At 68.9% G+C, this 13,753-nt stretch carries 14 protein-coding genes; 9 read left to right on the forward strand and 5 right to left on the reverse strand.

The window, feature by feature from the left end; translation table 11 throughout:
- Positions 1 to 12 precede the first annotated feature (12 nt).
- The 5 genes from U870_RS0116485 (at position 13) to U870_RS0116505 (ending at position 4,111) form a co-directional block, all read left to right on the forward strand.
- Positions 13 to 600, forward strand: a complete 588-nt coding sequence (locus tag U870_RS0116485; RefSeq protein ID WP_025158480.1) for a hypothetical protein — start codon at positions 13 to 15, stop codon at positions 598 to 600.
- A 32-nt stretch (positions 601 to 632) separates the two neighbouring features.
- Complete coding sequence (locus U870_RS0116490; protein WP_025158481.1) at positions 633 to 1,055, forward strand: PaaI family thioesterase; 423 nt, start codon at positions 633 to 635, stop codon at positions 1,053 to 1,055.
- A 136-nt stretch (positions 1,056 to 1,191) separates the two neighbouring features.
- Positions 1,192 to 1,617 (forward strand): VOC family protein, encoded by a 426-nt coding sequence (locus tag U870_RS0116495; protein ID WP_025158482.1) that lies wholly within the window; start codon positions 1,192 to 1,194, stop codon positions 1,615 to 1,617.
- A gap of 117 nt (positions 1,618 to 1,734) precedes the next feature.
- The gene (locus tag U870_RS0116500) at positions 1,735 to 2,508 is read left to right on the forward strand and encodes an SDR family NAD(P)-dependent oxidoreductase (protein WP_025158483.1); all 774 of its coding nucleotides are present in this window, start codon (positions 1,735 to 1,737) and stop codon (positions 2,506 to 2,508) included.
- 130 nt (positions 2,509 to 2,638) lie between these two features.
- On the forward strand, positions 2,639 to 4,111 hold the full coding sequence (locus tag U870_RS0116505; RefSeq protein WP_029947733.1) for an FAD-dependent monooxygenase: 1,473 nt from the start codon (positions 2,639 to 2,641) through the stop codon (positions 4,109 to 4,111).
- A 31-nt stretch (positions 4,112 to 4,142) separates the two neighbouring features.
- Here U870_RS0116505 and U870_RS0116510 read toward each other — a convergent pair whose 3' ends face one another.
- Together U870_RS0116510 and U870_RS0116515 are read right to left on the reverse strand one after the other, a co-directional pair.
- Complete coding sequence (locus U870_RS0116510; RefSeq protein ID WP_025158485.1) at positions 4,143 to 4,808, reverse strand: methyltransferase domain-containing protein; 666 nt, start codon at positions 4,806 to 4,808, stop codon at positions 4,143 to 4,145.
- Entirely contained in the window at positions 4,805 to 5,443 is a 639-nt protein-coding gene (locus U870_RS0116515; protein ID WP_025158486.1) for a TetR/AcrR family transcriptional regulator, read from the reverse strand. Before U870_RS0116515 ends, U870_RS0116510 begins: the two co-directional genes overlap by 4 nt.
- Positions 5,444 to 5,537: 94 nt before the next feature.
- On the opposite strand from U870_RS0116515, the gene U870_RS0116520 reads away from it, so the two are divergent.
- Positions 5,538 to 6,998 (forward strand): DHA2 family efflux MFS transporter permease subunit, encoded by a 1,461-nt coding sequence (locus U870_RS0116520; protein WP_025158487.1) that lies wholly within the window; start codon positions 5,538 to 5,540, stop codon positions 6,996 to 6,998.
- Between the two features lie 823 nt (positions 6,999 to 7,821).
- Here U870_RS0116520 and U870_RS0116535 read toward each other — a convergent pair.
- Positions 7,822 to 8,952, reverse strand: a complete 1,131-nt coding sequence (locus tag U870_RS0116535) for an alpha/beta hydrolase (protein ID WP_025158489.1) — start codon at positions 8,950 to 8,952, stop codon at positions 7,822 to 7,824.
- Between the two features lie 52 nt (positions 8,953 to 9,004).
- Complete coding sequence (locus U870_RS0116540; RefSeq protein WP_025158490.1) at positions 9,005 to 10,486, reverse strand: MFS transporter; 1,482 nt, start codon at positions 10,484 to 10,486, stop codon at positions 9,005 to 9,007.
- Between the two features lie 81 nt (positions 10,487 to 10,567).
- Between U870_RS0116540 and U870_RS0116545 the strand changes: the two genes are divergently transcribed.
- The 3 genes from U870_RS0116545 (at position 10,568) to U870_RS0116555 (ending at position 13,212) form a co-directional block, all read left to right on the forward strand.
- Positions 10,568 to 11,194: a TetR/AcrR family transcriptional regulator gene (locus U870_RS0116545; RefSeq protein ID WP_025158491.1), complete on the forward strand. Its 627-nt coding sequence runs from the start codon at positions 10,568 to 10,570 to the stop codon at positions 11,192 to 11,194.
- 67 nt (positions 11,195 to 11,261) lie between these two features.
- Complete coding sequence (locus tag U870_RS0116550; protein ID WP_029947739.1) at positions 11,262 to 11,939, forward strand: metalloregulator ArsR/SmtB family transcription factor; 678 nt, start codon at positions 11,262 to 11,264, stop codon at positions 11,937 to 11,939.
- Positions 11,923 to 13,212 (forward strand): MFS transporter, encoded by a 1,290-nt coding sequence (locus U870_RS0116555; protein ID WP_240183735.1) that lies wholly within the window; start codon positions 11,923 to 11,925, stop codon positions 13,210 to 13,212. Before U870_RS0116550 ends, U870_RS0116555 begins: the two co-directional genes overlap by 17 nt.
- A 36-nt stretch (positions 13,213 to 13,248) precedes the next feature.
- Here U870_RS0116555 and U870_RS23260 read toward each other — a convergent pair whose 3' ends face one another.
- On the reverse strand, positions 13,249 to 13,665 hold the full coding sequence (locus U870_RS23260) for a hypothetical protein (RefSeq protein WP_052357777.1): 417 nt from the start codon (positions 13,663 to 13,665) through the stop codon (positions 13,249 to 13,251).
- Between the last annotated feature and the right edge of the window lie 88 nt (positions 13,666 to 13,753).

Here is a 13,753-nt window from a genome sequence, read left to right on the forward strand (position 1 = left end):
GCGGCGAGGGGGATGAGCGTGACCGACGACACCGACGACCGCGTGCAGGGCGGCAACGACAGTGCCGGGACCGTCGAGCCGACGGCGCAGGCGGCGGACGCCTCGCTCGCCGGATCCCCGGACGCCGATGACGCCGTCCCCGGCTCCCCGTTCTCGCAGAACGAGCGGGTCGTCCGCGGCCTCGCCCTCGCCCTGCTGGTCATCCCCGCGGGTGTGATCGCCTGGTCCATCCTCTGGAGCATCGGCTTCATCGCCTCCATCGTGTCGTGGGGTGTGGCGATCGGCGCGGTCTGGCTGTACCGGGCGGGGTCGAAGGCGCGGGTGACGCGCGGTGCGTTCTGGGGCGTCGTCGTGATCGTCGTGGTGACGGTGGTGCTCAGCCTGCTCGCCGGGATCGTCATCGACCTGGCCGCGGCCATCGACATCCCCCTCATCGATGCGCTCACCCGGCCGGAGTTCTGGCAGCTCTTCGCCGACAACCTCTTCGGCAACCCGGACCTCTGGCAGGCCTACCTGCCGCAGGTGGCCCTCGCCCTGCTGTTCGCCGCTCTGGGCTGCTTCATGACGGTGCGACGGCTGGCGCGCGAGTCCCGGGCGTAGAACCCGCTCGCTCGACGCGCTAGCGTGTCGGCATGACCGACGACGTGCAGTGGGAGCGGGCCGTGGCGGTGGCGCGGTCGGCGTTCGCCGCGCAGGACTTCAGCGTGCTGGTGGGCGCCGAGCTGGTGCGCTTCGAGCCGGGCCTCGCAGAGGTCCGGGTGCCGTTCCGGGCCGAGCTGCGGCAGCAGTTCGGTTTCGTGCACGGCGGCGTCATCGCGTACGCCGTCGACAACGCGATCACGTTCGCGGCGGGCACCCGGCTCGGCCCGGACATCCTGACCTCGGGCATCACGGTCTCGTACCTGCGCCCGGCGACGGGCGACCTGACCGCGGTCGCCACGGTCGTCGGCACGACCCGCCGGCAGGCGGTCGTGCGCTGCGAGGTGTTCTCCGCCGGGGAGGCCGGGCCGGTCCTCGTCGCCAGCGGGCAGGGCACCGCCGTCCTCACCGGCTGACACGCAGCGACGTCGACGATCCCTGCCCGACCCGCACGCCATCCCACCGATCCCGCACCCGCACCGACCCGCACCGACCCTGCACCGACCCTGCACCGACCCGCACCCCGCCGAGGGAGCACAGAGAGGACGCACCGTGGCCGCCTTCAGCGACATCGTGATCTACGCCGACGACCCGCCCGCGCTCGCCGCCTTCTGGGCCGCGGTGCTGGAGTACCCGGAACCGACGCTCGACCCGGAGTTCCGGGCGATGCTGCTGGCCGGCGGGGTGGCCGAGGGCGATCTGGGCAAGCGCGCGGTGGCCGAGAGCCCCGACAAGCGCGGGCCGCGGCTGTTCTTCCACCACGCCGACGGGCCGAAGGACGGCCGCAACCGCCTCCACCTCGACGTGCAGGCGGCCGCGGGTCGCGACGCGACCGACGAGGAGGTGGAGGCCGAGAAGGACCGTCTCGTCGCGCTCGGCGCGACCGTGGTGCGGCTGGTGCACCAGAAGTGGGGACCGTTCCAGGAGCACTACTATCAGCTGCGGGATCCGGAGGGGAACGAGTTCTGCCTGCAGTAGCACACGGTGTGAACCGGTGCCGCCCGCCGCTCTGTCAGCGATTCGGCGCTGCGGCGGGCACGTCGCGGAAAGATCCCCTCTGGTGCGCCCACCCCGTCACCCGGCATAGTTCGCCACGTGGACCTTCAGCTCACCGGAACATCCGCCGTCGTCACCGGGGCCAGCAAGGGGATCGGTCTCGCGACCGCCCGCGCGCTGCTCGCCGAGGGTGCGACCGTCGTCGGCATCGCACGCAGCGCGACCGACGAGATCACGGCGCTCGCCGCGGACCCGCACTTCCGCTTCGTGTCGGCCGACCTCTCCGATCCGGCCCGGATCGATCGGCTGGCGGGGGAGGTCGGTGGCCGTGTCGACGTGCTCGTCAACAACGTCGGGTCGGCGCCGCCGCGGCCGGGCGGGTTCGCGTCCATCACCGACGAGGACTGGCTGCGCAGCTACGAGCTCAACGCGCTCGCCGGGGTGCGGGTCACCCGCGCGCTGCTCGGCCTGCTGCCCGACGGCGCGGCGATCGTCACGATCGCGAGCGAGAACGCGCAGTTGGCGGACCCGCTGGTGATGGACTACAGCGCGGCGAAGGCGGCGACGCTGAGCTTCTCGAAGTCGCTGTCGAAGGAGCTGGGACCGCGCGGCATCCGGGTGAACGCCGTGAGCCCCGGACCGGTCGCGACGGCGCTGTGGCTCGGGGACGGCGGCGTCGCGCAGACCGTGTCGGCCGCCGGTGGCGGCACGCCCGACGATGTGCGGCGCGGCGCGGAGCAGGCGATGGTGACCGGCCGGTTCACGACACCGGAGGAGGTCGCGGCGCTGGTCGTGATGCTGGCGAGCCTGCTGCTCGGCAATCTGACGGGCGCGGAGGTCGTGATCGACGGCGGGATGCGCCAGACGATGTGACGGCCGCCGCAGGCGTGCGGTGCCTGCATTTCCAGGATACCGGAGCGCCCGGGGCTTGCGGCAAGGGCGGCATCCTGTAGCAGAATTGCCGATCGTGGCTGAAATCCGGCCGCACGGAGATGGGGTGGGCGTGGCTCTCGAGACGTACGACGTGATCATCAGCGGCGGTGGGCCCACCGGCATGATGCTGGCGGCCGAGCTCCGGCTGCACGGGGTGCGGGTGCTGGTGCTGGAGCGCGACGCGGAGCCGACGACGGCCGTGCGGGCGCTGGGATTGCAGCCGCGCACGGTCGAGATCATGGACCAGCGCGGCCTCCTCGACGCGTTCCTCGCTGAGGGGACGCCGTATCCGGGCGGGGTGGGATCGTTCGCCGGGATCGTCGGACCGCACCCGGTGAACCTCGACAGCGCGCACGCCTACCTCCTCGGCATCCCGCAGCCGATCACCGATCGCCTGCTCACCGCGCACGCCGTCGCCCGGGGCGCGGAGGTCCGTCGGGCCGCCGAACTGGCGGGGTTCGTCCAGGACGCGGACGGCGTGACGGTCGAGCTCGTCGACGGCACGCGACTGCGTGCGGGCTGGCTCGTCGGCTGCGACGGCGGCCGCAGCCGGGTGCGCACGCTGCTGGGCGTCGGCTTCCCGGGCGAGGCGGCGACGACGGAGTGGCTGCTCGGCGAGGTGGAGGTGACCGCGCCGGCCGACGAGATCGCGACCATCGGCGCGGAGGTGCGCCGCACGCACCGCGGCTTCGGCATCGGGCCCAGCGGCGACGGGCGCTACCGTGCCGTCGTCCCGGCCGCGTCGGTCTCCGAGGACCGCACCGTCCCTCCCACGCTCGACGAGTTCCGCGCGCAGCTGCAGGCATACGCGGGCACCGACTTCGGCGCTCACGCGCCCCGCTCGCTCAGCCGGTTCACCGATGCGACCCGCCTCGCCGAGCGCTACCGGGTCGATCGGGTCCTGCTCGCCGGCGACGCCGCCCACGTTCACCCTCCGCTCGGCGGCCAGGGGCTCAACCTGGGCGTCCAGGATGCGGTGAACCTCGGCTGGAAGCTGGCCGGCACCGTCGCGGGATGGGCGCCGGACGACCTACTCGACAGCTACGAGGCCGAGCGGCGTCCGGTCGCCGACGGCGTGCTCACCATCACGCGCGCGCAGAGCGTGCTGATCGCTCCCGAGCCGGGGCCGCAGGCCGTCCGCCGGCTGATGACCGAGCTGATGGCCTTCGACGACGTCGCCCGTCTGCTCGCGGAGCGGATCAGCGGGACCGGGATCCGCTACGACCTGGGGGACGGGCCGGAGCAGCTCGGCCGCCGGCTGCGCGACCAGCCGCTGAGGGCCGGCGGACGACTCTACGAGCACCTCCGGACCGGCCGTGGTCTGCTGCTCGACCGCACGGGCGGTCTCGCCGTGGACGGATGGGCGGATCGGGTCGATCGGATCGTGGACGCCGTGGGCGAGCCGGCCGAGCCGGCTGGGCCGGCTGAGCCCGCCCTGCTGCTGCGCCCGGACGGCTACGTGGCCTGGATCGGGGACGACCAGCCCGGGCTGGAGGCGCGGCTCGCGCAGTGGTTCGGCAGGCCGTCGCCGGTCGCGAGCTGAGGCGCCGCCCGCATCGTCGACCGCGCGGCGCCTACGCGGCTCCGGTGCGTCGCGCGCGCACCACGACGTCCCGCAGTGCGACCGCGCGGCCGCGGGGGTCGGCGAGGGTGCGCGCGCGGCGCTCCGCCGTCTCGATGGTCCACGCGTCGGGGGCGAGCACCGTCCGGATACCGGACAGGTCGGCCGTCGCGTCGGCCGGGTGCGAGTGCGGGTGCTCGTGCTCGTGACCGTGTCCGTCGGCCTGGTCGTGCCCGACGATCAGCAGTGTTCCGCCCGGGGCGACCCAGCGGGCGATCCGCTCGTAGAACGCGAGCTGACCGATCGTCGGGTGCGCGTAGAAGGTGGTGACGAGGTCGTACGGGTGCGGCGGCTCCCACACGGTGAGATCCGCCTCCACCCAGCGGATCGCGCTGTCGAGGTGCGGCGGGGCCGCGGTGGCGATGTCGGCGGCGGTGACGTTCCAGCCGTGGGCGGAGAGCCAGGCCGCTTCGGCGCCCGCGCCGCTCCCGGCGTCGAGAGCGGTTCCCGGTGCGAGGCCGGCGAGCTCGGTGTCGAGTGCGGGGTGCGGCGGCGGGCCGCCCGCATCGGCGTCCGCCCAGTGCGCCCGCCAGTAGTCCGCGCCGAATCGCTCCGTCCCGTGGTGCTCCGTCCCGCCGTGCTCCGTCCCGTGGTGCTCCGTCCCGCCGTGCTCCGTCATCGTGTCGCCCCCTGGCCGGAGCGCGCCAGCGCCGATCGCACGTCCGCGTAGACGTCGCCGAGCGAGGGGATGTCGCCGTCGGCGCCGTCCGCGCGGCGCACCCACTCGTCGAAGGTGAGCCGCATCCCCAGCGCGAAGCTCTCCGCCACCGCGTGCGCGTCCAACGCGGCGAGTGCCGGGCCGGCGATGAGCGCCTCTGCGAGCTGCTCGGTGAGCCGGGCGTCGCGTTCGAGGCCCGCGGCGTGCAGGGACGGGTTCTCGCGCATCAGCCGCCGCACGCGCAGGAAGCGGTCGTAGCCGTCCGGGTCGGCGTCGAAGACCTCGGTCAGCTGCGTCCAGGCGTACTCGAGGTCGTGCAGGGGATGGGCGGGGGAGGCGGCGGTCGCGATGCCGAGCAGGTGCGTCTCGAGCCCCGCGTCGTCCACCAGGACGGCGGCCTCCTTGCCTGCGCAGTGCCGGAAGAAGGTGGTTCGCGAGATCCCCGCGGCGGCGGCGATGTCGTCCACGGTGGTCGCGGTGTAGCCGTCGCGCTCGAAGAGCTCGACGGCCGCGTTGGCGATCGTGCGGGTCAGCTCGCGGCGGCGGCGCTCCCGCAGATCCGGGGCCGGGACGGTCGGTTGCTCCTGGCGAGTCATGGTGCTACGTTAGCACGCTGTACCTAAGTGGTACTCAGTACCATGTTGTAACGTAGAACCAATCGTGGTTCGCGCCGTGAGAACAGGAGCTCCCATGTCGACCGCCCCACCACCCGCCCACACCGCCGCCGCGTCCGCATCCCGGACGGGACCCGTCCTCCCGCTGCTGCTCGTCTCTGCGTTCGTCGTCGTGCTCAACGAGACGGCGATGGGAGTCGCGATCCCGCAGATCATGGCCGGATTCGATGTCTCCGCGGCATCGGCGCAGTGGTTGACCACCGCCTTCATGCTGACGATGGCGGTCGCCATCCCGATCACCGGAGTGCTGCTGCAGCGCTTCCCGCTGCGGTCGGTCTTCTTCGCGGCGATGGGACTGTTCGCCGCGGGAACGCTGCTGGCGGCCCTCGCCCCGGGATTCGGCCTGCTCCTGCTGGGTCGGATCGTCCAGGCCCTCGGCACGTCGATCATCCTGCCGCTGCTGTTCACCACCGTGATGCAGCTCGTCGCGCCCGAGCGCCGGGGCCGTGCGATGGGACTGGTGACGATCGTCACGGCCGCCGCACCGGCACTCGGGCCGACCGTCTCGGGGGTGATCGTCTCCGCCCTCGGCTGGCGCTGGGTGTTCCTCCTGGTGCTGCCCGTCGCCGCGCTGACGCTGGTCGCCGGCGCCGTGTGGCTCCGCACTGCGACGCCGACCCGTCCGGCCCGCTTCGACGCCCTCTCGGTGCTGCTCTCGGCGGTGGGATTCTCCGGCGCGATCTACGGACTGGCCTCGATCGGCGAGACGTCCGGAGCGAGCGGCGGCGTGCCCGCGTGGATCCCCCTGGTCGTGGGCGTGATCTCCCTGGCGGGCCTGGTCCTCCGCCAGCTGGCGCTGCGCGACACCGAGCGGGTCCTGCTCGACGTGCGCGTCTTCGCGGGGCGGACGTTCACGATCGCGACCCTTGCGATCGTGATCGTGTCGGTCGCGCTGTTCGGGTCCCTCATCCTGCTGCCTCTCGCGATCCAGCAGCTGCTCGGCGAGCCGCCCTACGTCGCCGGTCTGATGCTCCTGCCGGGCGGGATCCTCTCCGGCGTCCTCGCCCCGTTCGTCGGGATGCTGTTCGACCGCGTCGGCGCCCGCGCCCTCATCGTGCCGGGCGCGGTCGTCGTCACCGCGGCGCTCGCGGCCTTCTCGACCCTGAACGTGAGCACTCCGATCGGCCTCGTGATCGCGATGCACCTCCTGCTCAATGTCGGGACCGCGCTGATGATGACGCCGCTGATGACGACCGCGCTCGGGTCGGTGCGCCCGGAGCTCTACTCCCACGCCAGTGCGATCGTGAACACGCTCCAGCAGGTCGCGGGCGCGGCGGGGGTCGCCCTCTTCGTCACCCTGTTCTCGGTCGCGTCGGGATCGGAGTCCGCAGGGACCGCGACGGGCCCGTCGGCGACGGAGGCCCTGACCGCCGGGGTCGGCACGGCCTTCGCCGTCGGCGCCGCGATCAGCGCGGTCGGCATCGTCCTCGCGGTCCTGCTCGGGCCGAAGGGAGGCCGGCGCCGGGTCACGGCGTGAGCCGGAGCGTCCCCTCCGCCGCGATCACGCCGCTCCCGCTCAGCCGCACCTCGGCGCCGTTGCGCCAGATCGGGTGCACTGAGCTCGTCCCAGCTGCGCGGGGCGGCGACGAACGGGTGCGCGGTGCTCCCCAGGGAGGACGGCGAGATGGTGGTCTTCTTGCCGTTGTTCTGGGACCAGCCGATGTCCACCGAGAACCTACCTCCATTGCGCGGTCCTTCCGATTTGAGATCAACGCGCATGTTAGGTTTCGAACATGGCAGCTTCGGATAGGGCTTTTGCGATCGCCGGAATCTGTGCGCCTGTTCTGTGTCGCCTGACGACTGCGCGGGGGTCGTGGTGACTAGGCGCGCTGGCCTCTTTGTCGGCTCGGCGGGGATTCTCGTGCTTGCCGCCCTCGCTGCGATCGTAGGCGTGCTAGCTCTAACGAGTGAGATTGAGCCGGCGACGTTGCTCGTGTGCGAGAGTCCCACGGACGTGCGGTGCACCGATAACTTCTTCTTTGGGCGGCGGGGAGGCCAACACACGGTGGGATCCGCGTTCATAGCGGCGGCGGTGCTGTTGGGGATTCTCTCGGGTGGGGTAGCGGTGCTTGCGGCGCGGAAGCAAGTCGGAGATGCCGCGCCGCCAGCACACGTTTAGTCAACCCAACGGGACCCAGCCGGGGTTGTTGTCGAAGCACGCTCGCACGTTGGCGAAATAGGCAAAACGGACGTACAGGCGATTCCATTGGATGCGTTGTAGATGTGCGAGCCTCCCCAGAACGGAGTTGCGTCGCCCCATCGCCACTTGTTCCGAATTCGAGCGGAACGCATGTTGAACGTCAGCGGGTGAGGTGGGCGGTGAGGAAGCCGACCAACGGGTCCATCACCGCGACGGTTGACCAGGCGCGGCCGCCTTTGGCGTCTCCGAGGAAGGCCAGGTCACCGTGGCCTGCTCCATCTACGAGGTATCGGGTGCTGTCGATCCCCGCGTCCTTGAGCGCGTTGTGGGTCAGTAGCGTCTGGGATGGAGAGATGAGGTTGTCTGCTGTGCCGTGGTAGTGCAGGAAAGCGGGATCACCCTTGTGAATGTATGTGATCGGGTTTGCTGCTGCGGCCGCTGCGGGTTCATCGAAGAGCGTTTTCCCGGTGCTCGCGCCGAGGACGTACGTTGCGGCGAAGTTATCCGGAGAATGGTAGTAGTCCTGTGTTCTCTGATCGAAGTCAGCGGCGATCTTCGTGAGGTCGGAGGCGCCGAACTCGTCGACAACTGCTGAGACATTGCTGGAGACGTCACGGTTGCTGCCGACTTCGAATTCGGCGTTTCCCTGGGTGGTTGCTGCCATCGTCACGAGGTACGCGCCGGCTGATTCGCCCCACAGTCCGATGTTGTCGCTGTCGAGGTTGTAGTCCTTCGCGTGGGCGCGCACGAAGCGCACGGCGGATTTCACATCCGCAACTCCATCCTTGTACGTTGCGTGGTCGCCGATGGTGCGGTATTCGATCGATGCGATGGCGATCCCGTGTTCCAGTACGTACGAGCGGTTGCCGAGCGAGTTGTTGCGGTCCGAGATGATGAATCCACCGCCGGGGACGTAGACGACGACGGGAACCGGGGATGTGGCATCGGCGGGGACAGAGATATTCATCCGCATCTGGTAGGTCGATCCGTCGGCGAGCGTCCGTGTCTCATACACGACGTTGTTCGTTTCCGTGATGGGCTTGCCCGCGCATTGAGCCTGGGGGCTGGCATCGGTATCGAGCACCGTGCTTGTCGAGGTGTCGGGCGGTGCGACTGTCTTGGACAGGGGGAGTCCGCCTCCGGTGGCCACGGGAGCTGCCGTGCTGACTGGGGTGCAGTCGCCGACGGGTGTGGTGGCTGAGGTCTGCACGCTGCAGCCGGTCAGGACGGCCGCAATCGTGACCGCGGTGGCCGCTGTCGCCGCGGCTCGTGCTGCGAACGATCTGTTCATTGCTTTTCCTTTGCGTAGGTCTGAGACGTTGTGTTTGTGGGTCGTCCGATATCTAATGGGCACTCGGTTCGACGTGACGGCGCGGATACCGGATGAGCGCCACAGTTCCTGTGGCGACAAACGCAGCCGCGGCGACGAGGAACACTCCTTGGTAGCCCACGATTGTGGCGATTTCGATGGTGTGAGTGCTCGGCACACTGCCCATGGTTCCGACGGGGACGAGGTGGTTCGCGATGTACAGCCCCATCGAAACACCTGATGCCGCGGTGAGGACTGCTACCCCGACGGAGGTGCCGAGTTGCTGTGCGGAGTTGAGGACAGCTGATGCTGCCCCGGCGTCTTCTGGAGCAACATCGAGCGTCGCAGCGGCGATCGTGGAGGCGAAGATCACTCCCAAGCCGAGCCCCGTGACGATGAGGCCAGGAAGAATGCCGCTGACGTAGTCGGTCCCGTCATGCACCTGCGCTAGGAGGACCATCCCGATAGCGCTGACCAGAGCCGCAACAGGAACCTTTACCTTCAGGGACACACGCGCCGCGAGGCCGGCGGAAATCACCTGTGCTCCGATCACGACAGCAACAACCATCGGAAGGAATGCCAGGCCGGCCAGGAGAGGGGTGAAACCGAGGATCTCCTGTAGGTAGCTGGTCGCAAAGACGAACGCTGCAACGATGCTGATCGAGGCGATCAGCATCACCAAGCTCGACGTGGAGCGTCGACGGTCCGCGAGCACCGAGGGCGGCAGCAGAGGCGCAGCAATTCGACGCTGCCGTTTTGCGAAGACAATCAGCAGGACGATTCCCACCAGCAGCGCAATACCTGCCGGGATCGGCTGCGAGGAGATAGTGGCGATCGCGTACACGATTCCGAAGAGCCCTACAGCGGACACGATTGCACCGCTGAAATCAAACGGAGCCCTTGTGGTGGCCTTCGGCCGCGGAAGTACCAGGAACGCCCCGATGATCGCGACGAGTGCGAAGAGCACATTGATGTAGAGGGTGGCGCGCCACGAGAACGCGTCCGCGAGCCAGCCACCGAGGATGAGTCCGATGCCCGCGCCTGCCCCCGATACGGCACCGAAAATCGCGAAGGCGCGATCCCGTTTCGAAGAACCCGCAAACGACACGGTGAGCAAACTGAGCGCGGCAGGGGCAAGCAGCGCCGCGAAGGCTCCCTGGGCCGCACGAGCGCCCACGAGGATCCCGAACGTTGGCGCCCAGCCACCGAGCGCCGACGCTACGGCGAAGCCAGCAGCGCCGACAACGAAGGTGCGGAAGTTACCGACGCGATCGCCCAGGCGCCCGCCAACGAGAAGCAGCGCGCCAAAGGCCAATGAGTACGCAGCGACGATCCACTGTCGTCCGCTCGCGTCGAACTGCAGATCCAGCGCAGCTTTTAGCAGGGCGATGTTCACAATCGTGGCGTCCAGCACCACCATCAGCTGCGCGAGTGAAATCACGATGAGCGCTGGCCACCCGACCTTCCGCGCCCTGGCGGCCGCTACTGGGGTGTCCGCTACCGAACGGCTTGACATTGGTCCTCTCCTATTTCCGGAATAACTATTCCGCACAATGTAGCACAGACGCGGAACAACTATTCCGCGTAGACTACGGCCATGCCTGCAAGCACGACAGTCACCGACCCTTCGGTCTCCCACCGCATCCTGGAAGCCGCGGCGGAAGTATTCGCCGGCAGCGGCCTCGATGCGGGGTTGGCTGAGATCGCGGAGCGAGCAGGCGTCGGGGTTGCCACGATCTATCGCCGATTCGCCACCAAGGACGACATCATTCAAGCGTTGGCCGAGCGCCGATTCACGGAAATCACGACCCGGATGCGCGCTGCGGCACAGCTCGGTGACCCGTGGGAGGCGTTCGCGAGCGAGTTCCGGGCGTCGGCCCTTGATTTCGCGGCTGACAGGGGCTTCCGTGAACTCGTCGTCAGCTCCGCGACAGACTCACTCGGCTGGGCGCGAGGCACCAAGCCGACGGCACTCCAGGAGAGCATTGCGCGCTGGAGCGAAGAGGTCATGAGCATCATCGGCCAGCTGATCGAACGAGCGCACGCATCCGGACAACTCCGCGCGGATGTCGATGGCCCAGTCGTATTCCAACTCAGCCTCGCCGCGCAGAGCATTGCAGCACTGGGCGATCGGGACTCGCACGCCCAGGCGATCGAAATCATCCTCGACGGGCTCCGATCCAGAACTCCAGTGGTCCCACTTGGCCACGATCTGAACGCGTGACCTGCATGGCGTGGAAACTCGCCCTCTGGGTGGGCGGCGACGCGTGAACGCGTTGTAGAGTTAATCCATGGATGCATGGAATACCGAGGTGGTAGACAAGCTCGCTGTCTATGACTCGCTCGCTGTCGTGATGAAAGCGGTGGCAAATGGCCGAAGGTTGGAGCTGATCGAGGTACTCGCCCAGGGCGAGCACTCGGTAGAGGTGCTGTCTCGAATGACGGGCATGGGGCTAACGACCGTGTCGGCTGGTTTGCAGATCCTGAAGCAGGCCGGGCTGGTGCGGACCCGCAGGGAGGGTACGACGGTGCATTATCGCCTCGCGGGCACCGATGTCATCGATTTGTATCTGGCAGCGAAGCGGGTCGGTTTGCTGCGGTTGCCCGAGTTGCGAGACACCTTGGCGGCGTACATGGACCAGGCGGCGCCGTCCGCGTCTTCGGTTCCTTTGATCGATCCCGCAGCGGTCACCTCGACCATGACTGTCGTTGACGTCCGGCCGTTGGAGGAGTTCGAGGCGGGACACTTCCCAGGTGCGATGTCGATTCCTCTGGCGGAGCTCGAGGACCGAGGCGCGGAGGTCCCCACCGATGCTGAGGTGGTGGTCTACTGTCGCGGCGAGTTCTGCCGAATGGCGCGTGAGGCCGCCGCGTGGATGCGAGATCGGGGCATCAACGCCAAGGCGATGGACGAAGGGGTCATCGAGTGGCGTGCGTCAGAGGAGGGTTGCCTTGATCAGACAGCCTGATGTGGTTGCGCTCGCTCGCGTCATCGACGGTGACGAGGGCGGTCGCAAACAACTTCAGAGCCGCACACTGACCGTCGTCGTCATCAGCCAGGTCCTTGGCGGGGCCGGACTGGCCGCGGGAGTGACTGTCGGGGCCCTTCTCGCGCAAGAGATGCTGGGCTCTGACAGCGCGGCAGGCGCTCCGACCGCACTGTTCACGCTGGGTTCGGCTCTCGCAGCGTTCCTCATCGGCCGCTTCACTCAACGGTGGGGACGGCGCATTGGTCTCGGCCTCGGTTTCGCTGCTGGTGGCATTGGCGCGGGCGGTGTCGTGCTCGCCGCTGTCACGAACAGCATTCCGCTTCTGTTCATCGCGCTGTTCGTCTATGGCGCGGGAACAGCGACGAATCTGCAGGCGCGCTATGCCGGCACCGACCTCGCACTGCCGACCCGGCGCGGCACCGCGGTGAGCGTTGCCATGGTGTCCACGACGCTGGGCGCGGTGGCCGGACCGAACCTGGTGGAGCCTCTGGGGATGCTTGCCATGAACTGGGGCATCCCACCCCTCGCTGGACCGTTCCTGCTGGCAGGTGTTGCCTACCTTGCCGCCGGCGTAGTCCTGCTGGCGCTGCTACGTCCCGACCCGTTCCTCGTGGCGCGCCAGATCGGCATCGCGAACACCGTCCCACCGAAGGATGGCGAGGTGAAGGTCATTCCGCGTCCCGCGACCGGCGCGTACGTGGGGGCGACGGTCATGGTGCTCACGCAGATCGCGATGATCGCGATCATGACGATGACCCCCGTGCACATGCGCGCCCACCATCACGGCCTCGGTGAGGTCGGCCTGGTCATTGGGCTTCACATCGCTGCCATGTATCTTCCGTCGCTGGTCACCGGCGTCCTGGTCGACAAGATAGGGCGTGTGCCCATGGCAATCGCGTCCGGTGTCACGTTGCTGCTCGCCGGGATCGTCGCCGCCCTCGCCCCGGGCGACTCGCTCGGAATGCTCATTCTCGCTCTGGTGCTGCTGGGCCTGGGATGGAACTTCGGCCTGATCGCCGGCACCGCGCTTGTTGTGGACTCCACCGTGCCCGCCAACCGCGCGCGCACCCAGGGCACAATCGACGTCCTGATCGCTCTCGCAGGCGCGGGCGGAGGGGCCATGTCCGGTGTTGTCATGGCCTCGACCAGCTACAGCGCCCTCTCCATTTCCGGTGGCGTGCTCGCTTTGCTGCTGATCCCAGTGCTGGTATGGGCACGGAGCCGTCGCGCACTTTCCACCGAAGCCAGCTGATCTCGATGACAAGGAAAGACAGCATCTCAGCGACCCCTATAACTCGTTCCTTTCTTGGAAGGCGGTCGTGATCGGGGCACTCGTTCCGGCTGCGTTGGGCATCGGCGCTGCGATCGGCGCGAACGCTCGGGGGTCCGTAGCGTCTGCGCTGTCGGCTTCCCCGGAGATCTCTGCTGCAGTCGACTCTCTCGCCAGCCTCGCTCGACTCGAAGCGGGTGATCCACTGGCCATCGGCGACGTCACCTCGACGCGCCCCGCGGTGCGGCCCACCTCGACGCCCAGCACGTCGTCGCCGATCTGCTGCCGGTAGCGACCGGCGGCCGCTGGAAGACGATCCGTCAGGGCGAGCCACAGCCACGCGCCCATCGCGTTGTGCCCGGCGCCGAACACCTCGATGCCGGCCGGTGTGAACGACCGCAGCCGCCAGAGCGCCCCGGGTGCCGTCGGCCGCACGAGGAACGTCGTCTCCGATTGATTGAACTCGCGGCGACCGCGCGCATCCGCTCGACCGGCAGCGCGTCGGCATCCGGTACCAGCGCCA

This window comes from Leifsonia aquatica H1aii (genome assembly GCF_000633535.1).
GTDB lineage: Bacteria > Actinomycetota > Actinomycetes > Actinomycetales > Microbacteriaceae > Leifsonia > Leifsonia aquatica_A.